Consider the following 21,853-nt stretch of genomic DNA (forward strand, 5'->3'; position numbering starts at 1 on the left):
GAGTGCGATGAGCGTGGACACGGGCGTCGGCGACGGCTCCGTCGACGGCGACCTTCTCGCGGAGCTGTTTTACCCGGCGTTCGAGTTGCTGTTCGACCCCGACGGCGACTTCGTCGGCGACGTCGAGCGAACGCTTGCAGAGGCGCGCATGCCGGATCAGGTCGAGATGTACGTGTCGCGCGCACTCGGCGCGGGCGTCATCGTGGGCGGCGTCCTGTGGCTGGTCGGCACCCTCGTCGGGTACGGGATCTTCTCGCTCGGACTGCTCGATCCGACCGCGCTCTCGCTCGGCATCCCGGCACCCAACCCGGCGGTACGAGAGCTGTTGCGGTCGCTCGTCGTACCGACCGCGATCGTTCTCAGCGGACTCGTCTTCGGGTCGCTCGGCTTCGCCACGGGGTTCGGCGGGCTCGTCGCCGTCCCGTACTCGCGGGCCTCGGCCCGCGAACGCGAGATCAACCTCCTTCTCGCCGACTCCGTCTCGTTCATGTACGCGCTGTCCGTCGGCGGGCTCAACCAACTGGAGATCCTTCAGTCGATGGCGACGGCAGAGGATACCTACGGCGAGGTCTCCCGCGAGTTCCAGAGTATCGTCAACGAGACGGAGTACTTCGGCACGGACTACCGGAACGCGATCCGCCAGCAGTCGATGGAGACGCCCTCCGACGAACTCTCGCAGTTCCTCGCGGACATGCTCTCCATCGTCAACTCCGGCGGCGACATGGAGAGCTTCCTGAAGGACAAAAAGGAGAAACACCTTCGCACCTCGAAACAGGAGCGCGAGATGACTCTGGAGACGCTGGAGCTGTTCGGCGAGATGTACATGACGCTCTCGCTTTTCCCGCTGCTTCTCATCATCATCCTCGTCATCATGGGGATGATGGGCGAGGCGGACGACCGGCTCCTGTACGCGACGGTGTACGCGCTCATTCCGCTGACGGGCGTGGGGTTCCTGGTGCTCGTCTCCACCGTGAAACAGGACGAGCCGGGGGACGGCTACCTCCGCCCGGACGGCGGCAGCGAGCGGCTCCGACAGACCAGCAAGGAGGGGCTGTTCCACTTCGGGCTCGTCGAGGCGTTCGTCGGACGGTTCGGCGTCTTCGACCGGATCCGGAACAGAGAGGGAACGTACAAGACGAAACAGATCCTCGCTTCGCCCCATCTGTTCTTGCGGGACAACCCGCTTTACACCCTCGCGTTGACGGTGCCGACCGCGCTCGTCATCGTCGTCGTCGCGGCGGTCAGCGGGAGCGCGCCGACGACGTTCGACGGATGGGTCGCCCGACCCGTGTGGGCGACGTTCGTCTGGGTGTACGTCCCGACGTACCTCGTGTTGGTCCCGCTCGCCGTGTTCCACGAGTGGAGCCAGCGGTCGAAGCGGGCGATCACGGGGAAGCTTTCGGAGAGCCTCCGGAAGCTCTCCTCTGCGAACGACACCGGACAGACCCTGCTCGAATCGGTCGAGACCGTCGCGGACACGTCGAGCGGGACGCTCGCCGAGGAGTTCGAGGTGATCCACGCCAAGGTGAACTACGGGATGAGCCTCCGGGACGCCCTCGTCGAGTTCAACAACTCGTATGCGGTCCCGCGGCTCGCCCGCACGGTGAAGCTCATCTCGGAGGCGCAGGAGGCCTCCTCGCAGATCACGGACGTGTTGACGACGGCGGCGCAGGCCTCGGAGAATCAGGACGACATCGAGCGCGAACGCCGCTCTCGCACCCGGATGCAGGTCGCGATCATCGTGATGACGTACGTGACGCTGCTCGGCGTGATGGCGATCCTTCAGACGCAGTTCATCGACGTGATGGGCGGGCTCTCCTCACAGGCCGAGGGCGGTTCGGCGGGCGCGGGCTTCGGCGGCGGTGGCGGCGTCGACCCCGACGTCCTCTCGCTGCTCTTTTTCCACGCGGTGACGCTGCAGGCGATCCTGTCGGGGTTCATCAGCGGGTACATCCGCAACGCCGACATCGTCTCCGGCGTCAAGTTCGCCGTCGTCCTGTTGACGCTCGCGTTGGGGGTGTGGATCTATGTCGGCTGACCACCGCGCGCAGACGCCGATCGACTTCGCGGTCGGCGCGAGCGTGTTCCTGTTGACGCTCGCGTTCGTGGTCGCGTTCGTCCCCACGCTGTTCGACCCGTTCGCCGCGGCCGACACGGCCGCGCCGCTCGCAAGCGATCGAGTCGCCGCGGGACTCGCAGACGACGTCCTGGCGGCGTCGCCCGCGGAGCCGGGCGTGCTCTCGCCCGCCTGTACCGTCGCCTTCTTCGAGGCGAACGACACGCTCGCGGGCGACGCGGACTGTGCGGCCGACGTCACGACGAGCGCGGACGCGCAGTTCGGCCTCGACCGGGACGCGCAGGTCGTGATCCACCAGCTGAACGAATCGGCACCCAGCGATAACCCGGCAACAGTCACGATCCCGACAAGGTACGGCACGTTCGAGGATGTCGTGCTCTCCCGACCCGAGTCGCCCGGCGACGCCGCCGGCGACGTCACCGTCTCACAGCGGCTCGTCTCGCTCCACGGCGAGCAGTACCGACTCACGGTGCGGGTGTGGTGACGATGCGGGAGTTCTTCGACCGACTCGGCGGCGGACGACGCGACCGCGCGCAGGCGCACACGCTCGAAGCGTTCGCGGCGGCCATCCTGCTCGTCGCGGGGATGACGTTCGCGCTGCAAGCGACCGCCGTAACGCCGCTTTCGGCAAGCACGTCGAACCAGCACATCGAGAACCAGCAGCGCGCGGTCGCGGGCGACCTGCTCGCGACGAGCGCAGACAACGGCGACCTCGAAGCGGCGCTGCTCTACTGGGACCCCGAGGCTGACTCCGGAGACGGCGCGTTCGTCGGGACGGGCGAGGACGACAGCTACACCGAGGGCGGCCCGCCGAACGACTTCGGCGAGGCGCTGAATCGGACGTTTCTCACCCGATCGATCGCGTTCAACGTGGAGATACGCCACGGCGACCGCAACGAGAACCGAACGCAGGTAGTCGACATGGGGTCGCCGAGCGACAACGCGGTGACCGCGACGCGGTCGGTCGCGCTCCCCGACGACGCGAACTTGACGGCTCCCGGATACGAGGACACGACGCTCCGTCGGCTGGAGGACGGCATCGACCCCGGCGCGTTCTACGTCGAAGACGACGTCGTCGCCGGCGACGTGTACGACTACGTGGAGGTGCGAATCGTCGTATGGCGGATGTAAACGCGCCAGCCGCGACCGACGGCGACGACGCGGGCGGCGAAAATTCCCTCCGTGACGGCGGGAGTCGGCTCCGTGACGGAGAGGGGTTCCGCGACGCCGACCGCGGGCAGCTCCTACTGGTCGCCGGACTGGTCATGGCCGTCTCGCTCGTGGCGCTCGTAGTCCTGTTGAACGCGAGCATCTACAGCGAGAACCTCGCGACCCGCGGAGTCGAAGCCGCCGACGGCGAGCCGCTCGAACTCAGGGCGGCCGCCGTCGACGGAACCGGGACACTGATCGACGCGACGAACCGTGATCGCCCCGGAAGCTACGCCGACGCCGCGAACGCGGTTGAAGCGGGGATCGACGACCTCGACGGCCGCCTCGCCCGGACCGCGGCCGAACGCGGCGGGATCTCTCACCTGAACCTGACCGGGGACGGGGTCCGACAGGGACGGTACGTCGCGGGACCGGTCGACGACTCGGGAGTCGTTCGCGACGCGGAGCGGACGCGGGCGTTCGTACTCGATATGGACGCGTCGTCGCTCCCGCCGGCGAACGCGTCGACCGCTCCCGGGACGGCCGTCACCGTCGTCTTCAACCGCACCGGATCGAACACGACCCACGAGGCGTACGTGTACGAGCCGACGGACGGCTCCGCCGATGCCGCGATAGCGACCGCGACGAACGGAACGGACGCGACGGAGACGTGTCGACTCGACGCGGTCGGCGGCAGCCGGGTACCGGTCGGGCTCACCGCCGGGACGATCGACGGCGAGCCGTGTCCCGGTATCTGGCCGACGGAGCTGCGGGGGGACGCCGATCCGTACGACATCGAGTTCGCGAACACCGGCGGCGTCGACGCCGAGATGACCGCGACCGCGCTCACGTCGACGGATCCGGACGGTCCGCTGGCGGACGGCTCCGATCCGGCGGTGTACGACGCCACTCTCCGGTTCCGCTACCGAACCGCAGACGTGCGGGTCGAGACGACCGTTCGGGTCGCCCCGGGTGAACCGAATGCGTGACTCCGACGCCGGGGCTGCTGACCGCTCGCTCGCGGACGATCCGGTGACCGGTGACCGCCGGTCGCTCGCCGCCGACGAGCGGGCCGTGAGCGTCACCGTCGGCTACGTGCTCACGCTCGCGATCGGTGCGCTGCTTCTCTCCGGGGTCGTCATCGCCGTCGGCGGCGTGATAGACGGACAGACACAGCGGACCGTAGAGAGCGAACTCTCCGTCGCCGGGCAGACGGCCGTCGCCAACCTAGAGGCCGCGGATCGGCTCGCTCGGGCCGCGGAGGCCGATCGCCCGGGAAGCGAGGGAGCGGTGACCGTCACGGTCGAGGCCGACCTCCCGTCGCGGATCGCGGGGCGAACGTATCGGATCGCGGTCGATTCGGACGCGGTCGCGGTCCGAACCGATAGCCCCGACGTCCGGATCGAGGTTCCGCACGCCGCGACCCGAGACGTGTCGCCGACGACGGTTCGCGGTGGGCCGATCCGGATCAGCTACACCGTTGCCGACGGGGCCTCCGGACCGGGGACACTGGAGGTGACGGAGCGATGAGCGGTGAAGCGCGGTGCCGCGGGCGAGGCGACGGGGACCCCCGCGGAGCCCCGACGATCACGGTCGCCGACGGCGGGTTCGCGGGGCTCGCGGCCGACGATCGCGGCGTGAGCAACGTCGTGGGGTACGTCCTCGTGTTCTCGCTCGTCACCGTCACGATCGGGACGGTGTTCACGGTCGGGCTCGCCGGGGTGGAAGACAGACAGGACGCGGCGCGTCTCGCGAACGTCGAGCGCGCCTTCGAGGTGCTCGACGACAACGTTCGGGACATCCAGCGGTACGACGACCCCAGCCGGTCGACGGAGATCAGGATGAACGGGGGACGCCTCGCCGTCGCCGAACCGACGACGGTGTGGATCGAAAACGGGAGCGGAGGCTCGATAACGGGGCCGATAACGACCCGTCCGATCGAGTACACGAGCGGAGACACGACGATCGCCTACGAGGCGGGCGCGCTGTTCCGGAGCGATTCGGGCGGGACGGCGGTGTTGTCCGACCCCCCGTTCGTCGCCGCGGCGGGTGAGACCGTCCTTCCCGTCGTCCGACTGTTCCGGGTGCCCGGTGCTGCGACCGCCGGCGGGGACGGGACCGTCCAGATCGAGGCGAGCACACCGAACGACGGTGGACTCGCCCGACTCGACGCCACGGACGACCCCCGCGAGATTCGAGTCGCGTCGCCGCGAGCGCCCGCGTGGGGACGGTACTTCGAGCGTACCGCCGGCTTCGAGGATGTCTCCGCGAACGAGACCGTCGCGAGCGCGACGATCACGGAGAATCAGACCGTGTACGTCCGCCGGATAGCCATCGACGTCGCGCTCCGGGTGTGACTCGTCGAGGGGTACGGCCCGGCCCGGCGTGGCGCGCTCGCGGCCGCAATCCCGCCGCTTATATACGATCCGCGGTTGCTTCCGACATGAAGTTCTGCGACGAGTGCGGCTCGATGATGAAGTCGGGCGAGGGCGAAGACCACTGGGTGTGTGACTCCTGCGGCTACGAGATCGGGCGCGAGGCCGACGACGACGAGTGGACCACGGAGTCGCAGGTCGAATCGGAGGTCGTAGACGTGAGCGACGCAGAGGACAAGGGCCTCCCGAAGACCACCGCGCACTGTCCCGAGTGCGGCAACGACCGCGCGTACTGGTACATGCAACAGATCCGCTCCGCCGACGAGTCCGAGACTCGATTTTTCGTCTGTACCGAGTGCGAACACAAGTGGCGCGAAGACGACCACTGAGGATTCTCGTCCGGCGGCGGGACAGCCGCGCGCCGGCGACGACCGCTCGTCACCCTCGGCGGAGCCGACACCTCGTTTCTAAGTGTGCGCGCCACGACGAGTGCGTATGCGCCCGCCGTCGCTGCCGCGCGCACACCTCGACGGGTGGCGACGCGTCTCCGAGACGATCGAGAGACCGTTCGCCGCCGGGCCCGTCTCGGTCGAGGCGCACACGGTTCGATACGAGCGAACCGGACCGAGGCCGCGCCCCTTCGTCTTCGCGAGCCGTCTCCATATCCGGCCGAAGACGGCTCCGAACGCCGCCCTCACGCGGCTCGTGGAACGGCAGGCGAAGTCGGGATTCCGCGATCGTCTCGCCGCGCGCGACATCGACGCCGTCGAGCACCGCAGCGATCGTGCGATCGCGATCGACGATCCGGACGCCTCACAGGCGACGCTCTCGACGTTTCGCGGACGGCGTGTAACCGCCGACGGAGCGGGCGAGTCGACCGACGGTGATCGGGAGGCACCGGTCGCCGTCGAGGCGCTTCTCGCGGTGTGGGTCGCCGACGGATACCTCCTCGCGGGTGGTGCCTATCCGCTTCCCGACGACGCGTATCCGGCGGGCCGAGACGCGTCGGCCGCCCGTCGGGACCTGCTCCGAATCGTCCGCGGAGTGACCGCTCGGACGCCTCCGGAGTGAGGTCGCCCGGCTTGCGGTACCGGACCGGAACGCTCAACTCGGCGACGCTCCCATCGGGGAGCATGACAACGGACGGAGCGCGCGTCGGGCTGTCGCCGGAGCGGGCGTGGGCGACAGCGGTCGGTGTCGTCGCCGCGGTCCTCGCGGTCGGATCGGCTGCGTTCCCGCGAATCGTCTACGACCGATTCCTCTGGCGGTACTTCTGGGGGCCGGTCGCGGCCGACGGACAGGGGGCACAGTGCGCCGTGCGAGACGCCGACGGAACCACCCTTCTCGACAGTACCGCCGCCTGCGCGGAGGCAGTCGACGCCGGTGCGGTCGTCGCCTTCCCGGGATACACCACGGTGTCGACCGTGAGCTACGTCGTGATACTGCTGGGGATGCTGGTCGGCGTCGTGTTCCTGCTCCAGCGGTTCGACATCGGCAACGAGCTGCGCTTTTTCTACGCGCTGTTCCCGTTCATGCTTCTCGGCGGAACGCTCCGGACGGTCGAGGACGCGGGCGTCGCGGCGATGGACGCGGGCGTCGAGCCGCTCATCCCGTTCCCGGCGAGCGCACTCTTGATCAGTCCGTTCATCTACTTCACCGTCTTCGGCGTGACGCTCGGGTGCGTGGTCGCCGCCTACGGGCTCGCCGGGCGCGGGATCGTCGACGACTACGCGCGACCGCTGTTCGCGATGGGCGTCGGCGCGCTCGCGCTCGCGCTCGGTTACCTCTCGTACCTCGCCGCCGCCACTGACTACGTCGACTTTTATCCGATCATCCTCGTCTCGACGCTCGGCATCGCGACGCTTGCGACGCTCGTGACGTGGACGCTCGCGACGCGGTACGAGCCGTCTGTCAGACAGGGTACAGGATTCGCGGGGATCCTCATCATTTGGGGGCATGCGGTCGACGGCGTCGCCAACGTCATCGGCCTCAACTGGATGCCGGCGCTCACGGGAACGCCGAATCTCGTACCGAAACACGTCATAAACTCGCTTATCGTCGACTGGACCGGCCGGCTGCTTCCCGACTCCGTCGTCGCCGTCACCGGCGACGCGTGGCCGTTCCTGCTCGTGAAGCTCGCGGCGGCGACGTTCGTCGTCTGGGTGTTCAACGGCGAGATGTTCGAGGAGTCGCCGCGATACACGCTGATGCTTCTCATCACCGTGCTGGCGGTTGGACTCGGTCCCGGAAGCCGAGACATGCTGCGCGCGACGTTCGGGATCTGACCGCCGCGCGAGCGGATGCGTCACAGAGGCTCCACATCGCGGTACCCCACGTACCGTCGGGTTTCGACGACGCCGATTGGGCGTGATTCCCAGACGCACACACAGGAAACTGCTCCGTTAGCGACTGAGGCGCCGGATCGATTCGGTCGCACGCCGTCACGGATATCGGCGGAGTCGTACCCTATCCGAACCGTCGTGTCGGCGCGGCCGGTAGGGGTGGTGATGACAGACACGAACGATCATCACCACGACCGTGTCGACGAGGCGGTGGCCGAGCGCGCCGACTGGGCTCGCCGCCGCCGCGAAGACATCCCGACGGACGAGAGCCTTCTCGTCGTCGCCTGCATGGACGAACGGATACCGGTGGCGGAGGTCCTCGGACTCGAATTAGGCGACGCACAGATATACCGGAACGCCGGCGGGAAAGTCACCGACGACGTCATCCGATCGGCGGCGCTGACGACGAACTTCTTCGATACGGACGAGATAATCGTGATCAACCACACCGACTGCGGGATGATGAGCGCCCCGGACGCGGCCGTCCGAGACGGGCTCGAAGCGCAGGCGGGCGACCTGCGCGACGTCGACCTCGACCCGTCGCTTCCCGCGTTGAACATCGGCGACGCCGACGTCATCGACTGGGTGAAGATGACCGACGACATCGACGAGGCCTGCGCGGCACAGGTCGAGTACCTGCGACAGTCCGAACTCATTCCCGACTCCGTCACCGTCTCGGGGTACGTGTACGAGGTGGAGTCCGGCGAACTCCGCGAGCCCGGTGACCGGATCGCAGCCGAGATCAGCGAACGACGGCCGTAGGACGCCTCGTTCGGGACGGAAGCGACAAGTGTACCGGACCGCGAGCGGAGTCATGGTCGAGACTCCACGACGACGCGTGTTGGCCGCCGCGGCGACCGGATCGGCGCTCTCGCTCGCCGGCTGTAGCTCGCTCGAATCCGACGACGGGCCGACGCAGACCGGGGACTCTGACGGCGACGGCGGGACCGCGGACGACGCGAGCGCGACCGTCGCCCTCGACATTCAGGCGGACCTCCAGGCCGCACAGGCCGACATCCAACAGCGGTTCCAAGACGGGAACCTCACCCGCACGGAGGCGCAAGCCGAGATTCGCGAGACGCAACTCGACCTCCTCACCGAGGCCGTTTCGACGGTCGAGTCGTACGCGAGCGACACCGACGAACTGACCGTCACGCAGACGAACGCGCAGGCGGGCGCGGTGCTCGTCTCCGGCGATCCCGGGGCGGTCCTGCGCGTGTTGGACGCCGAGTCTGTGAGCGCGCTGCTCGCGGCCGAAGAGTTCCCCGAGCCGCAGCAGGCGGAGACCGAGGAGCCGGCGAACAACTCGACGGACGACTCGACGAGCGGGTCGACCGACGACTCCGCCTGACTCGGCCGTCGGCACGCGGTTCGATTAGGCCTCCGTGTCCGGATCGTCGGCGCAACGCCACCTTATAAGCCACCGCGGGCGAAACCAACGGGCAATGTCCGAGGGGTCTCCGTCGATGCTCGCGGGCGTCAACGTCGCGCTCGGCGTCTCGGGGAGCATCGCGGCCGTGAAAGTCGTCGAACTCGCACACGAACTCCGCCGGCAGGGCGCGAGCGTCCGCGCGGTCATGTCGCCGGCGGCGACGAACATCGTCCATCCGTGGGCGGTCGACTTCGCGACGGACGAACCCGTCGTCACCGAGATCACAGGCGACGTGGAACACGTCGAACTCTGCGGTCGCGACGGCTGGGCCGACGTGCTGCTTCTCGCGCCGACGACCGCGAACACCGCGGGGAAGGTCGCGGCCGCGATCGACGACACGCCCGTGACCACCTGTGCGACGACCGCTCTCGGCGCGGACATGCCAGTCGTGTTGGCCCCGGCGATGCACGAGCCGATGTACGACCATCCCGGCGTGCTCGACGCGCTCGACCGGCTGGAGTCGTGGGGAGTCTCTCTCGTCGACCCGCGGATAGAGGAGGGGAAAGCGAAGATCGCCGCCGAGTCGGCGATCGTCACCGCGGTCGCTCGCGCGACGACGACGCAGACGCTCGCCGGCACGCACGTCGTCGTCACCGCGGGCGCGACCAAAGAGCGCATCGACCCGATCCGGATCCTGACGAACCGGGCCTCGGGGAAGACCGGTCGCGCGGTCGCTCGCGCGCTGTCCGTCCGCGGCGCTCGCGTGACGCTGGTTCAGGACGGCCCGGACGTGCCGTACGCAGACGTGGTCCGCGTCGAGACCGCAGACGAGATGATGCGAGCGTGCCGACAGACCGCGGCGACCGCGGACGCCCTTATCTCCGCGGCCGCCATCTCCGATTTCACCGCCGACGCGGTCGACGAGAAGATCCGATCTGGGTCGCCGCTGTCGGTCGATTTAGAGCCGACGCCGAAGCTGATCGACTCGGTTCGAGAGGCGTACCCGGACCTCCCAATCGTCGGGTTCAAAGCCGAGACGTCCGGCGACGACGCGGCGATGATAGCGGAGGCGGAGCGGATCCGCGACCGCGTCGGACTGGCGTTCGTCGTCGCCAATGACGCGAGCGTGATGGGCGACGACGAGACGCGTGTCCTTCTCGTCGCCGAGGGCGGAGCGGACCCGGAGGAAGTCACGGGATCGAAAGACGCTGTCGCGGGGCGGATCGCGGACCGACTCGCAGCACATCTCGATCGGCGGGACTGACCACCGCCGGAACTGACCGTCGACAGTCGACGGGACTGGGGCGGGGCCAGAACTATCGTGTCAGAACCGCCCGGGATCGAATCCGAGAGCGACAGGAATCACGTCGCTCGGGAGTCACAGCGCGGCCGTGTCGTTTCAGGGGTGTGCATATCCGCTGGGATACAAACTGTTTTGAGGCGGTAGGAAAAGTACCCGAGTAGAGATACCGATGCACACAGAGACCGTCATCCCCCGATCCGGCGGAGGTGTGGTGGGTGACTGACGCCAGTGACGAGTCGGACGCGGCCGCTCCCGACGCAGCGGCGGGGGATCCCGCTGGGACCGGGTCCGGCCCGTCACGCGAGGGCGGTCGACGGAGGACGGTCGTCGTGCCCGTCGAACGGACTCCGACCCTTCGCGCGACGGTCGCACACGTGATCGAGTGCGCCGCAGCCGGTGAGTTCTCCGCGGTGCACTTCGTCGAGATCGCCTCGTGGCGCGACGGCGACCCGGAGAGCGAGGAGCGGACGGCCGAGGCCGAACGGATCCTCGAACGCGTGTTGGCGTGGGCGGAGGCCGACCTCGCGGACTCGGACGCCGCCGAGACGGACGTCACCATCGCGGTCGATATCATCGGCGCCGAAGACTACCTCTTCGGACCGGACGACTACGTTCGCGTGTTAGCCGAGTACGCCGAGGAGAACGGCGGCGACACCGTCATGTTAGACCCCGAATACACGCCCGTCGGCAACACGACGCTGCTCCAGCCGCTCGAGTTCGCGCTGTCGAACACGGAGCTGGCAGTCGAGACCGCTCCGGTGACCCGGCCGACGCGACGCGAGCGGCTCAGAAGCGAGGCGACGGGCGTTCGATTCGCCGCGATGTTCGGACTCTCGCTGGCGTTTTATTTCGTGCTCGGTGACCCACTGTACTGGTTCGACTGGGTGACGGGCGTCGCGAGCGCGGCGATCGTCTCGATCACCCTGTCGCGGATCAGCTTCGACGCGGACCCCGCGCTGCCGCGAACGCCGCTGCGGCTGGTCCGCGGCGCGATCTACGTTCCCGTCCTTCTGTACGAGATCGTCATGGCGAACCTCGTCGTCGCGCGGGTGATACTGGATCCCCGACTCCCGATCGAGCCGACGATGAACCGGATGCGCGTGATAGTCGGGAGCGGGCTCCCGCTGATGACGCTCGCGAACTCGATCACGCTGACGCCGGGGACCCTTACCGTCCGCGCTCGCGACAGCGACCTGTACGTCCACTCGCTCATCCCGTGGGCACGGGAGGGCCTCTTCGACGGCTCGCTGGAGCGCTGGACCCGGTTTGTCTACTACGGCCGGTCGTCCGCCCGCCTCCCGACGCCCCGAGAGCGCGAGGACTGCGCAATCTTGCAGGGTCCGGACGCGACCGAGTCCCTCCCGATCGCCGCGACCGACGGCGGCGAGACGGCGAGTGACACGTCGGCGACGACGGTCGACGAGTCGGTGGCGACGGAAGACGAACTCACACCGACCGTCGACGACCCGACATCGACGGGAGACGACCCGACGTCTGAGACGGACGGCGCGGAGGTGTCCGACCGATGACGCTCGTCGACGCGACGATCGTCGCCGGTTACACCGTCGGCGACGTGCTCTTGTACGCGGCGGCCGGCTTCGCCGTACTCGCGATCGGGATGCTCTACCGGGCAGTCAAGGGACCGACGATGCAGGACCGCGTGCTGGCGGTGAACGTCCTCGGGACGAACACGGTCGTGATCCTCGGCCTGTTGGCCGCGGCGCTGGACGAGCCAACGTTCCTCGACGTCGCCTTGGTGTACGCGCTGTTGAACTTCCTGATGGCGATCGCCATCTCGAAGTTCACGGTCGAGCGGGGTGGTGTCCTGTGATCGACGCGATAGAGACCGTCCGCGTGGGGCTGATCGTCGTCTTCCTCCTGATCGGGCTGTTTTTCACCTTCGTCTCGATGACGGGCGTGCTCCGCCTGCCGGACGTGTACTCGCGGGCGCACACCGCCTCGCAGGCCGACACCCTCGGCGCGGGGTTCGGGCTCGCGGCCGTCGCGCTCACGGTCGGCTGGGAGGGCGCGGGGTTCAAGAGCGTGCTCCTGTTGTTCTTCATCTTTGTGACGAACCCGACGGCGGCCCACGGGATCGCCCGAGCCGCCTTCGAGGAGGGGATCGTGCCGTGGACCGAGGGGGACGAGCGCCGATGACGGGCGCACTCAGCAGTGTGGCTCCCGTCGTCGCGCAGGTCACGGCCATCGAGGCGAGCCTTCTCGCGTTCGTCGTTCTCACGGCGCTGGCGACCGCGTTCGCGCGCGACGTGCTCGCCGCCGTCATCATCTTCGGCGCGTACAGCCTCGGTATGGCGGCGCTATACGTGTTCTATCGCGCCCCGGACGTGGCGCTGACGGAGGCCGCGATCTCCGCCGGCGTGACGACCGTGCTGTTGTTGCTGACGCTCGCGAAGACGACGCGGATCGACCACGAGGCGGCCTTCGAGTCGATGAACTACCCCGCAGCCGGCGCGGCCGCGTTCCTGTTCGCCGGGCTGTTGCTCACGATGGACGCGATTCCGGCGATCGGCTCGCCGGACGCGCCCGTGTGGTCGAACCCGGACGTGACCCAGTGGTACCTCGCAGAGACGTACGCGCAGGTCCACGTCGAGAACACGGTGATGGGCGTGCTGGCGGCGTTCCGTGGGTTCGACACCTTCGGCGAGGCGATCGTCGTCTTCGCCGGCGGGATCGCTGCACTGATCGTCCTCCGCCGAGAGGTGTTCGCATGAGCGACGTCGACTGTGGCGACGACGCCGACGGAGGCGACGCGGGCCGGACCGACGGGACCGACGCGGATCGGCACGATGATACAGACACCCGCGACGACGATCTCCCGCCGCACCGCGCCGTCGACCGGTCCGGCCGGCTCGACTCGGACCAGCGACAGGGAACGCCGTACACGGAGAGTCAGGTCATCATGCCGACGGTGAAGGTCGTCGCCCCGTTCGCGTTCACCTACGGGCTGTTCGTCACCTTCCACGGCGGCGGCTCGCCGGGCGGCGGGTTCCAGGGCGGGGCGATCATGGCCGCGGTCGTGTTCATGATCGCCTTCGCGTTCGGCATCGAATCGACCCGGGCGTGGCTCGCGAACACCGTCGTCGTCGCGCTCGCGGTCGGCGGCGCGCTCGCGTTCGCCGGCATCGGCCTCGTTCCCGTCGCGCTCGGCGGCGCGTTCCTCCAGTACGACCTGCTTCCGATCCCGACCAAGTACGGGTTAGAGGCCGTCGAGATAGTTGGGATCGCTCCGCTCGTCGCCGGCGTGTTGATGGGGCTGTTCTTCCTGCTCGCCAACGGCTTCGCTCTCGGAGGCGACGGGTTCGAGCCGGACGACCCCGCCGAATCGGACGCCCCGGATAGCGGGTCCGGCGACGGCGACGCTGGCGGAGACTCCGCGTCGCCGGCGGCGGTCGCAGACGGCGGACGCGAACACGGAGGTGACGCATGACGACCGTCGGACTCGCTTCGGTCGCCCCCGCCGCCGCGGCGGCGACCGGACCGGTCGAGATACTGACGACCAGACACGCGTACGTCGCGTTCGCGCTACTCCTGTGTATCGGACTCTACATGATGATAGCGAACCCAAATCTCGTGAAGAAGATCGTCGGACTGAACCTGTTCCAGACCGCCATCTTCCTGCTTTTCATCACCTCGGGGTACGTCGACGGCGGCGCGATTCCCATTGTCCCGTCCGGAGGCGCGGAGACGGGCACGTACGTCAGTCCGCTCCCGCATGTGCTCGTGTTGACCGCCATCGTCGTCGGCGTGAGCCTCACCGCGGTCGGGCTCGCGCTCTGTATTCGGATCTACGACGAGTACGGAACGCTCCGTACCGACGTCCTCCGCGAACTGCTCCGCGACGAGGGGTCCATCCCCGAGAGAGCGGACCTCGGAGAGGGGCGGTCGGACGTACCGAACGGACTCGGAGGTGAGTCGGATGACTGACGTGCTCCTTCCCGTCGCCATCGCGGTGCCGCTCGTGGCGGCGACCCTGCCTATCGCTCTCGGGCTCCGGTACGACGACGCCGGCTGGCCGGTCGCTGCGGCCGCGACGACGGCACTCGCGGGAATCGCCGCCGCGATCGTCGCGGGCGTCGCTCGGGGCGACCGGCTGTCACACGCGCTCGGGGGCTACTCGCCACCGATCGGCATCGAACTGGTCGCCGACCCGCTGTCGGCCGCGGTGCTCGCGCTGGTCGCCGCCGTCTCGCTCGCGACGCTCGCGTTCGTGCGGGTCGTCGGCCCCCGCGGGAACTCATTTTACAGCGGGTATCTGCTTCTCGTCGGCGGGCTGACGGGGATGACGCTCACGGGCGACCTGTTCAACCTGTTCGTCTTCCTTGAGATCGTCGGGATCTCGACGTACGCGCTCATCGCGGCCGACCGCTCGGGCGCGAGCGCGTACGCCTCGCTCAAGTACCTCGTCGTCGGGACCGTCGGTGCCTCGTTGTACTTACTCGGCGTCGGCTACGCGTTCCTCGCGACGGGGACGCTGAACATGCTCGACATGCAGGCGCAGCTCGCACAGGTCGGGTACGGCGATCCGCTCGTCCGCGCGAGCTACGCGCTCATCGTCGCCGGCCTCGGGCTGAAGATCGCGGTGTTCCCGATCCACGCGTGGCAGCCGGACGCCTACCAGCGCGCGCCGGACGCGGTCACGACGATCGTGGCGGCGCTCGTCTCGACGGCGAGCGCGTACGCGCTGCTCCGCGTGAGCTACACCGTCTTCACCGTCGAGTTCCTCGCGGCGAGCGACGCGATCACGGCGACGATGCTTGTCGTGTCAGGCGCGTCGATCCTCGCCGGGTCGGTGCTGGCGGCGATGCAGTCCGACCTCAAGCGGATGTTCGCGTACTCGTCGGTGGCGCAGTTCGGCATGATCGTGGCCGCGATCGCGCTCGCCAACGAGACCGCGCTGCTCGGCGCGGCCGTCCACCTCGTCGGGCACGGCCTGCTCAAGTTCGGGCTGTTCCTCGGCGTCGGCCTGCTCGCGTACGGCTACGGGGCTCGCCGACTGGAGGAGCTGGCGAGCGTCGCTCGGGCGGCACCCTTTACCGCCGGGTCGATCGCGGTTCTCGCGCTCGCGCTCGTCGGGATCCCGCCGTCGGTGGGGTTCCTCGGCAAGTGGTACATCAGCGTCGGCGCGGTCGAGTCGAGTCTCGCCGGCGGCGGCGCGGCCGGAATTGGCATCGCGGCCGTGATTTTCGTCAGCACGCTGTTCACGCTGTCGTACGTCGCACGGCTGTTAGAGCGGTTCTACTTCGCCGGTGTCGGGCTGCCCGGCGACCACGGCGAACCGGTCGTCGCCGACGGCGGGACCAGCGGTGACGAGACCGCAGCTAGCGGTGACGACGACGCACACGACCGCGCGGGGCCGCGGCGAGTCTCGCCGGTCGACGGCGCGCCGACGGTGCCGGGCGTGCCCGATCGAGTGCCACCCGCGTCGCTCGCGGCGCTCGTCGTCGCGGCGCTCGTGGCGGTCGCGCTCGGCTTCGCCGGGTTCGGCCTCGCGGAGTGGTTCGACCCGTTCCTCACGGAGGTGTTCGCATGACTGACGTCCCAATTGGGGATCTACGACCCCTACTGGCTGTCCTCGTCTCGTTCGTCGCGGCGTTCTTCATCGTCGCGTCGTACCGCTCGCCGAACGTCCGCGAGGGGTGGACGATCGCGGCCGCGCTCGCGAAGTTCGGCATCGTCGCCTCGATGCTGCCGGCCGTCCTCGACGGCGCGGTCTTCGAGTGGTCGCTCGGGGCCTTCTTACCCGGTGGAATCGAGTTCGTCTTACGCGCCGACGCGCTCGGAATGTTGTTCGCGTTCCTCGCCAGCGGGCTGTGGATCATCACCTCGTTTTACAGCATCGGCTACATGCGCGGCAACGACGAGACGAACCAGACGCGATACTTCGCCGCGTTCGCCGTGTCGCTGTCGGCGACGATGGGGATCGCGTTTGCGGGCAACCTCGTGACGATCTTCGTGTTCTACGAGCTGTTGTCTATCGCGACGTACCCGCTCGTCGCGCACGACGAGACCGCCGAGGCCCGCTCGGCTGGCCGGAAGTACCTCGCGTACACGATGTTCGGCGGCGGCGTGTTCGTGCTCGCCGGCACCGCTCTGGTCTACCTGATCGCCGGTAACGTCACCTTCACCGCCGGCGGCATCGAGGAGCTCGCGACAGCCGACCCCGGGTTGGCGATGCTCGCCTTCTTCCTCCTCGCCATCGGATTCGGCGTGAAGGCCGGCATCATGCCGCTCCACCAGTGGCTGCCCGAGGCGATGGTCGCGCCGACGCCAGTCTCCGGACTTCTCCACGCGGTCGCGGTCGTCAAGTCCGGGGCGTTCGGCGTCTCGCGCGTCGTCCTCGACGTGTTCGGCCCCGAGCTCGTCTTCGACCTCTCTCTCCCGCTCGGCTTCTCCGCGGGGCTCGTGCTCTCGACCATCGGTGCGATCACGCTGACCGCGGCCAGTTTCATCGCCCTGCGCAAGGACCACCTCAAACAGCGGCTCGCGTACTCGACGGTGAGTCAGCTGAGCTACATCATCCTCGGGCTCGGCCTGTTCGGGTGGTACGGGCTCGTCGGCGCGCTGCTGCACATCCCGGCGCACGCGTTCATGAAGCTCACCCTGTTCTTCTGTGCGGGAAACATCCACGTGTCGACGCACACGGACTACATCTCGGAGATGGCGGGGATAGGCAAGCGGATGCCTCTGACGATGGGGGCGTTTACCGTCGCCTCGCTCGGGATGGCGGGGATCCCGCTTCTCGCCGGGTTCGTCAGCAAGTACTACATGTTGATCGGGGGAATCCGGATGGGGATGGAGCTGACGCCGATCGCCTACTACCTCGTCGGGGCGCTTCTGCTCTCCGGCGTGTTGAACATCGCCTACTTCTGGCCGGTGATCTACACCGCCTTCTTCGAGGCCGAGGACGCCCACGATGCGAAGCCGCTGGTCGACTTCCGGATGGGCGGAGAGTCGCGGTCGACGCTTCCGGCCACCGATGGTGGTCGCGCAGCGGACGACGCGGCCACCGATGGCGGCACCCCGGAAGACGAGGACGCGGACGACCCCGACGGCGGTGACGACGCCGGCGACGGTGCCGGCGCTGACGAGGTTGACGAGGTCGTCGAGCGCGCGGGAAGCGACGACGAGGCGTCAGAAGGCGACCACGACGCCGGCGTTCCCGACGACTCCGACATCCCCGACGCAGAGATGGACGACCTCCCGACAGATGAGGAGGGCGTCGTCCGGCCGGACTTCGACACGAGTGAACGCGACTTCTCCGAACCCGCCGAGCGCGTCGACACGGGCGATTACGCGGTCGACTCACGCCCCTCGGACGTCGACGTGCCGTTCGGCGTGGGACGGAGTGGAGACGCCGAGTCGGCCGAGGGCTCCGTCGACGAGTCCGACGACGGTCACGACGACTACGAAACTGACCACGGCCACGACGACCACGAAAGCGGCCACGACGACCACGAAAGCGGTCACGACGACCACGAAAGCGGTCACGACGACCACGAAAGCGGCCACGACGACCACGAAACAGACCACGGCCACCACGGCGGGCCGCCGCCGGGCGGTTGGGAGCGCATCGACGGCGTCGCGGCCCTCCTCGGCCGCGAGTCGACGTGGTTCATGCTCGGACCCATACTCACGGCGATGTGTCTCGCGGTCCTGCTCGGCGTGATCCCCTACGAGATGGGCTTTCTGGATCTGATCGAACTCATCGTTGACACGCGGCTTCCCGAGGAGGTGATGCGGCCATGACCGCCGCTGGCGGACTCCTCACTTCGATTCCGCCGTACGTCGTGCTCGCGGTCGCGGCGCTCGCGGTGCTCGCGCTCCCGCGTCGCGCGGGCCACGCCGCGGCCGCGCTGGCGACGGCGTTCACGTTCGGGCAGGCCGTGTTGCTCGGCGACGGCGGCACCGGCGCGCACCTCGCGACGCAGCTGTTCGGTTTCGACGTGGTCTTTTTCAACGTCGACCAGTTCTCGCTGCTGATGGGCGTCGTCGTCGGCTTTCTCGCGACGGCGGCGGTGCTGTACGCGTACGGCACGGAGGCACCGACGTGGGTGACCGCGTTCGCGCTGATCTACGTCTCCTCGACCGTGGGGACGATCTACGCCGGCGACTGGCTCACTCTCATCTTCTTCTGGGAGCTGATGGCCGTCACCTCGACGCTCTTGGTGTGGCAGTACGGCGGCGCGGCGGTGCGCGCGGGCTACCGCTACGCGCTGTTCCACGGCATCGGCGGGACGTTCCTGCTCGGCGCGGTCGTCGTTCACTTCGCCAACGCGGGGACGTTCCTGTTCTCTGCGACGACCGGGATCCACCCGGCCGCGACCCTGCTCGCGGCGATCGGCATCGGGATCAACTGCGGGTTCGTCTTCTTGCACACCTGGCTGCCGGACACCTACCCGCGACCGCATGTGGCCGCGTCGGTGTTCCTCTCCGTGTTCACGACGAAGACCGCGGCGTACGTGATGTACCGCGCGTTCCCCGAGGGCGGGATGTGGCTCGCGTACCTCGGCGGGATCATGGCGGTGTACGGAGCGTTCTTCGCGCTGCTTCAGTACGATCCGCGTCGCCTGCTGTCGTATCACATACAGGCCCAGCTCGGCTACATGCTCGCCGGCTTCGGGCTCGCGACGTACGTCGGCGAGTTCGCCGTCACCGGCGGGTTCGCGCACCTGTTCAACAACGTCCTCTACAAGAGCCTGCTGTTCATGGCCGTCGGCGTCGTGATCTACCGGACGGGCGTCGAGGACATCCGCGACATGGGCGGACTCTGGCGCGAGATGCCGGTCACGTTCCTCGTGTACCTCGTCGGTGCGGCCTCGATTACGGCCGTGCCCGGGTTCAACGGCTTCATCTCGAAGGGGATGGTGATCGACTCGGCGCACGAGGTGCACAACGTCGAACTGCTGTTCGGCGAGGGGCTGCTCTGGTGGCTTCTCATCCTCGGCGGCGTGGGGACGTTCATGTCGTTCATCAAACTCGGCTACTACGTGTTCTTCCACGGCTCGGCGACGCTGAAGCCGAAGGACGCGACGCCGTTCCAGACCGCGGGAATGGTCCTTGCCGGCGGCGCGTGTATCTTCTTCGGCACGCCGCTTACCTACGGCTTCCTCGTCGAGCTGATGCCGTTCACGGCCGAGGTTGCGCCGGAACTCCACCCCTATAGCACGAGCCACCTCACCGAGAGCGCGGCGCTTCTCGTCGCCGGCTTCGTCGGCTTCTTCGCGCTGAAGCGGCCGCTCGGCTGGCTCGCACACCGCATGCCCGACGTCGACGCGGTGACGTACCCGGCGATGTTCTACCTCGGGCGCGCGTCGATCTGGGGCGTCACGGAGCTGTGGGCCGCCGTCGACCGCGCGGTGATGGGGGCTGTCGGCGTGATCGAATGGACCGCGATGCACCCGCGAGAGGCGCTCGGGCGGGCCGGCGTCGACGCCGAGATCCGTACCGGAATCGGCCGGAGCGTCCTCTTCTTGACCGTCGCGGCCGGTGTCGTGCTGTTCGTGTTCGTGTTGAGCTGAGCGGGACGGTACGTCGCCCCCGACGGCGGGTCGACGGCGCGTTCCCACTGTCGTTATGCGAATGCCGGAAACAGGTCTTTATTCAACCGCGGTCCCTCCCCTCGTGTATGCAGACCCACATCGTGCCGGTCGGCTTCGATTACGACCGGCTCATCGCGCCTCGGGTCGCTCGCGCCCTCTCTCGGGCTTCTGGATACATTCACCAATGCCCGAAACTACGCTCGAATCCATTGCGCCGGACGAGGCGATTCGCCTCTACCTTCGTGACCGACAGAACGAGTTAGCCGACGCGACTATCGACTCCTACCGATACAAACTCGAAAAGTTCGTAGAGTGGTGCGAGAGCGAAGACGTAGAGAACCTGAACCGGCTTTCAGGACGCGACCTTCTCCGGTTCAAGCAGTACCGCGCCCAAGACCTGAACAGCGTTTCGCTCAAGGGCCAACTTGACGCTTTGAGAGCGTTCGTGAAATGGTGCGAGTCTATCGACGGCGTTGAACAAGACCTTCATAATAAGGTTCTCTCGCCCTCGCTGAACGAAGGCGACCGAGAGCGTGACATATTGCTTGACCCTGACGCCGCGACGGACATACTCGACCACCTCGCGCGGTTCCAGTATGCGTCCCTTCAGCACGCGCTCTTGACTCTACTGTGGCGTTGCGGGGCGCGTTCGGGGACTGTCAGGTCATTTGATCTACGCGACTACGACCGAGAGAACCAGTGGCTCCGAGCGAAGCACAGACCCGAGACCCCGCTGAAAAACAAACAGAAGGGTGAGAGGCTAATTGCCCTGAACTCGGACGTTTGTCAAGTCCTGAACGACTACATAGACCACAGCCGCGACGATGTGACCGATGAAAGAGGGCGGAAACCACTACTCACCACCCAATTCGGGCGTGTCTCGAAATCGACTATTCGGGAAACCTGCTATCGGTGGACGCACCCTTGCCAGTACAACGGTGGTCATTGCCCGCACGGTCGAGACATGGATACCTGTCAGGCATTGAATCCACCAGAAAAACCCCGTCAGTCTGCCCATCCTCTCGGAGTCCCCACGCATGGCGACGTGGTGCGATTACTCACCACTTGACCGAGGATGTGCCAGTAGACGTGGTGTCTGACAGAATGAACGTGTCCCGCGAAGTGCTTGAGGCCCACTATGACCGCCGTGACGAGGAATTGAAAGTCGAACAACGTCGTGGATACTTGGAAGAGGTGTAAAACCAGCCGCCGAAATGGATTCCCTCTTTGCGCACTCACTATGCCACTTTGAGAGAAGAGAACCCGGACGTGAAAATCCCCGAAGACGAGCAAGAGAGGAATTTAGCAATCGCACAGGCGAAACTCATAGGAGATTTGTGACCAGCAAAGACGCTCACAGAGAGACTCTACTGATTTGACCTTTACTTAAAAATACTTATACACGGGGCGAATGATTCTGGCTAATTCTACCCCGAAAATCGGACATTCAGAGAGAGGCCGAGAGGGGTGAGGGGGGTTCGCGGTTACAGACAAGTTCATTGAACCCCCGACCCCCCCACTTGGCGACCCTTGGGATACTCCCAATCCTACCCCCGTCTCTGGCCCAGCTCTCCCCGACGACCGTCCCCTGATCCCCAGTCTCCCACCCCCTACCCCCTTAGAGGAAGGCGCGAAAGCGCTCTCTCACCTGTAGCGACGACGTGGGTCTGTAGGG

22 protein-coding genes are annotated in these 21,853 nt (G+C 67.5%); all 22 read left to right on the forward strand.

All coding sequences use genetic code 11. From position 1 onward, the window contains the following. The first annotated feature begins 7 nt into the window (after positions 1-7). Positions 8-2,038, forward strand: a complete 2,031-nt coding sequence (locus tag EP28_RS01055; RefSeq protein ID WP_049982165.1) for a type II secretion system F family protein — start codon at positions 8-10, stop codon at positions 2,036-2,038. Next, positions 2,028-2,561, forward strand: a complete 534-nt coding sequence (locus EP28_RS01060) for a DUF7287 family protein (RefSeq protein WP_049982166.1) — start codon at positions 2,028-2,030, stop codon at positions 2,559-2,561. The genes EP28_RS01055 and EP28_RS01060 overlap by 11 nt, the downstream gene beginning before the upstream one ends. A gap of 2 nt (positions 2,562-2,563) precedes the next feature. After that, entirely contained in the window at positions 2,564-3,208 is a 645-nt protein-coding gene (locus EP28_RS01065; protein WP_049982167.1) for a DUF7288 family protein, read from the forward strand. Continuing rightward, the gene (locus EP28_RS01070) at positions 3,196-4,215 is read left to right on the forward strand and encodes a DUF7261 family protein (protein ID WP_196219580.1); all 1,020 of its coding nucleotides are present in this window, start codon (positions 3,196-3,198) and stop codon (positions 4,213-4,215) included. Before EP28_RS01065 ends, EP28_RS01070 begins: the two co-directional genes overlap by 13 nt. Beyond that, positions 4,208-4,756, forward strand: a complete 549-nt coding sequence (locus tag EP28_RS01075; protein WP_230455241.1) for a DUF7266 family protein — start codon at positions 4,208-4,210, stop codon at positions 4,754-4,756. Before EP28_RS01070 ends, EP28_RS01075 begins: the two co-directional genes overlap by 8 nt. Continuing rightward, positions 4,753-5,583: a DUF7289 family protein gene (locus EP28_RS01080; protein ID WP_049982168.1), complete on the forward strand. Its 831-nt coding sequence runs from the start codon at positions 4,753-4,755 to the stop codon at positions 5,581-5,583. Before EP28_RS01075 ends, EP28_RS01080 begins: the two co-directional genes overlap by 4 nt. A gap of 86 nt (positions 5,584-5,669) precedes the next feature. Then, positions 5,670-5,990 carry a transcription factor S gene (locus tag EP28_RS01085; protein WP_049982169.1) on the forward strand — a complete coding sequence of 107 codons (321 nt, stop codon included), beginning with the start codon at positions 5,670-5,672 and terminating at the stop codon, positions 5,988-5,990. A 106-nt stretch (positions 5,991-6,096) separates the two neighbouring features. Beyond that, positions 6,097-6,672, forward strand: coding sequence for a DUF6517 family protein (locus tag EP28_RS01090; RefSeq protein WP_049982170.1), 576 nt, complete (start codon positions 6,097-6,099; stop codon positions 6,670-6,672). A 62-nt stretch (positions 6,673-6,734) separates the two neighbouring features. Then, positions 6,735-7,886, forward strand: coding sequence for a DUF63 family protein (locus tag EP28_RS01095; RefSeq protein ID WP_049982791.1), 1,152 nt, complete (start codon positions 6,735-6,737; stop codon positions 7,884-7,886). A 222-nt stretch (positions 7,887-8,108) separates the two neighbouring features. After that, positions 8,109-8,705, forward strand: coding sequence for a beta-class carbonic anhydrase (locus EP28_RS01100; protein ID WP_049982792.1), 597 nt, complete (start codon positions 8,109-8,111; stop codon positions 8,703-8,705). A 52-nt stretch (positions 8,706-8,757) separates the two neighbouring features. Then, entirely contained in the window at positions 8,758-9,294 is a 537-nt protein-coding gene (locus EP28_RS01105) for a hypothetical protein (RefSeq protein ID WP_196219581.1), read from the forward strand. 115 nt (positions 9,295-9,409) lie between these two features. Next, positions 9,410-10,579: a bifunctional phosphopantothenoylcysteine decarboxylase/phosphopantothenate--cysteine ligase CoaBC gene (coaBC, locus tag EP28_RS01110; RefSeq protein ID WP_049982793.1), complete on the forward strand. Its 1,170-nt coding sequence runs from the start codon at positions 9,410-9,412 to the stop codon at positions 10,577-10,579. Positions 10,580-10,833: 254 nt separating this feature from the next. Beyond that, positions 10,834-12,147 carry a monovalent cation/H+ antiporter subunit E gene (locus EP28_RS01115; protein ID WP_155118395.1) on the forward strand — a complete coding sequence of 438 codons (1,314 nt, stop codon included), beginning with the start codon at positions 10,834-10,836 and terminating at the stop codon, positions 12,145-12,147. Then, entirely contained in the window at positions 12,144-12,449 is a 306-nt protein-coding gene (locus tag EP28_RS01120) for a cation:proton antiporter (protein ID WP_049982172.1), read from the forward strand. Before EP28_RS01115 ends, EP28_RS01120 begins: the two co-directional genes overlap by 4 nt. Beyond that, entirely contained in the window at positions 12,449-12,775 is a 327-nt protein-coding gene (gene mnhG, locus EP28_RS01125; protein ID WP_049982794.1) for a monovalent cation/H(+) antiporter subunit G, read from the forward strand. Before EP28_RS01120 ends, mnhG begins: the two co-directional genes overlap by 1 nt. Next, positions 12,772-13,350 carry a DUF4040 domain-containing protein gene (locus EP28_RS01130; RefSeq protein WP_049982173.1) on the forward strand — a complete coding sequence of 193 codons (579 nt, stop codon included), beginning with the start codon at positions 12,772-12,774 and terminating at the stop codon, positions 13,348-13,350. The genes mnhG and EP28_RS01130 overlap by 4 nt, the downstream gene beginning before the upstream one ends. Beyond that, on the forward strand, positions 13,347-14,066 hold the full coding sequence (locus EP28_RS01135) for an MnhB domain-containing protein (protein ID WP_049982174.1): 720 nt from the start codon (positions 13,347-13,349) through the stop codon (positions 14,064-14,066). The genes EP28_RS01130 and EP28_RS01135 overlap by 4 nt, the downstream gene beginning before the upstream one ends. Then, a complete protein-coding gene (locus tag EP28_RS01140; protein WP_049982175.1) occupies positions 14,063-14,563 on the forward strand; it encodes a cation:proton antiporter subunit C in 501 nt (166 codons plus the stop codon). Before EP28_RS01135 ends, EP28_RS01140 begins: the two co-directional genes overlap by 4 nt. Then, the gene (locus EP28_RS01145; protein WP_049982176.1) at positions 14,556-16,169 is read left to right on the forward strand and encodes a proton-conducting transporter transmembrane domain-containing protein; all 1,614 of its coding nucleotides are present in this window, start codon (positions 14,556-14,558) and stop codon (positions 16,167-16,169) included. The genes EP28_RS01140 and EP28_RS01145 overlap by 8 nt, the downstream gene beginning before the upstream one ends. Continuing rightward, positions 16,166-18,385: a cation:proton antiporter gene (locus EP28_RS01150; protein ID WP_049982177.1), complete on the forward strand. Its 2,220-nt coding sequence runs from the start codon at positions 16,166-16,168 to the stop codon at positions 18,383-18,385. The genes EP28_RS01145 and EP28_RS01150 overlap by 4 nt, the downstream gene beginning before the upstream one ends. Next, positions 18,382-20,157, forward strand: coding sequence for a Na(+)/H(+) antiporter subunit D (locus tag EP28_RS01155; protein WP_049982178.1), 1,776 nt, complete (start codon positions 18,382-18,384; stop codon positions 20,155-20,157). Before EP28_RS01150 ends, EP28_RS01155 begins: the two co-directional genes overlap by 4 nt. A 205-nt stretch (positions 20,158-20,362) precedes the next feature. Continuing rightward, a complete protein-coding gene (locus EP28_RS01160; RefSeq protein ID WP_321163578.1) occupies positions 20,363-21,247 on the forward strand; it encodes a tyrosine-type recombinase/integrase in 885 nt (294 codons plus the stop codon). Positions 21,248-21,853 lie beyond the last annotated feature (606 nt).

Source organism: Halorubrum sp. BV1, assembly GCF_000746205.1.
Classification (GTDB): domain Archaea; phylum Halobacteriota; class Halobacteria; order Halobacteriales; family Haloferacaceae; genus Halorubrum.

Excerpts from the sequence above, each read along its gene's own strand:
- EP28_RS01055 (WP_049982165.1), top strand. The coding sequence starts at position 8 with ATGAGCGTGGACACGGGCGTCGGCGACGGCTCCGTCGACGGCGACCTT.
- EP28_RS01060 (WP_049982166.1), top strand. The coding sequence starts at position 2,028 with ATGTCGGCTGACCACCGCGCGCAGACGCCGATCGACTTCGCGGTCGGC.
- EP28_RS01065 (WP_049982167.1), top strand. The coding sequence starts at position 2,564 with ATGCGGGAGTTCTTCGACCGACTCGGCGGCGGACGACGCGACCGCGCG.
- EP28_RS01070 (WP_196219580.1), top strand. The coding sequence starts at position 3,196 with ATGGCGGATGTAAACGCGCCAGCCGCGACCGACGGCGACGACGCGGGC.
- EP28_RS01075 (WP_230455241.1), top strand. The coding sequence starts at position 4,208 with ATGCGTGACTCCGACGCCGGGGCTGCTGACCGCTCGCTCGCGGACGAT.
- EP28_RS01080 (WP_049982168.1), top strand. The coding sequence starts at position 4,753 with ATGAGCGGTGAAGCGCGGTGCCGCGGGCGAGGCGACGGGGACCCCCGC.
- EP28_RS01085 (WP_049982169.1), top strand. The coding sequence starts at position 5,670 with ATGAAGTTCTGCGACGAGTGCGGCTCGATGATGAAGTCGGGCGAGGGC.
- EP28_RS01090 (WP_049982170.1), top strand. The coding sequence starts at position 6,097 with ATGCGCCCGCCGTCGCTGCCGCGCGCACACCTCGACGGGTGGCGACGC.
- EP28_RS01095 (WP_049982791.1), top strand. The coding sequence starts at position 6,735 with ATGACAACGGACGGAGCGCGCGTCGGGCTGTCGCCGGAGCGGGCGTGG.
- EP28_RS01100 (WP_049982792.1), top strand. The coding sequence starts at position 8,109 with ATGACAGACACGAACGATCATCACCACGACCGTGTCGACGAGGCGGTG.
- EP28_RS01105 (WP_196219581.1), top strand. The coding sequence starts at position 8,758 with ATGGTCGAGACTCCACGACGACGCGTGTTGGCCGCCGCGGCGACCGGA.
- coaBC (WP_049982793.1), top strand. The coding sequence starts at position 9,410 with ATGCTCGCGGGCGTCAACGTCGCGCTCGGCGTCTCGGGGAGCATCGCG.
- EP28_RS01120 (WP_049982172.1), top strand. The coding sequence starts at position 12,144 with ATGACGCTCGTCGACGCGACGATCGTCGCCGGTTACACCGTCGGCGAC.
- EP28_RS01130 (WP_049982173.1), top strand. The coding sequence starts at position 12,772 with ATGACGGGCGCACTCAGCAGTGTGGCTCCCGTCGTCGCGCAGGTCACG.
- EP28_RS01135 (WP_049982174.1), top strand. The coding sequence starts at position 13,347 with ATGAGCGACGTCGACTGTGGCGACGACGCCGACGGAGGCGACGCGGGC.
- EP28_RS01140 (WP_049982175.1), top strand. The coding sequence starts at position 14,063 with ATGACGACCGTCGGACTCGCTTCGGTCGCCCCCGCCGCCGCGGCGGCG.
- EP28_RS01145 (WP_049982176.1), top strand. The coding sequence starts at position 14,556 with ATGACTGACGTGCTCCTTCCCGTCGCCATCGCGGTGCCGCTCGTGGCG.
- EP28_RS01150 (WP_049982177.1), top strand. The coding sequence starts at position 16,166 with ATGACTGACGTCCCAATTGGGGATCTACGACCCCTACTGGCTGTCCTC.
- EP28_RS01155 (WP_049982178.1), top strand. The coding sequence starts at position 18,382 with ATGACCGCCGCTGGCGGACTCCTCACTTCGATTCCGCCGTACGTCGTG.
- EP28_RS01160 (WP_321163578.1), top strand. The coding sequence starts at position 20,363 with ATGCCCGAAACTACGCTCGAATCCATTGCGCCGGACGAGGCGATTCGC.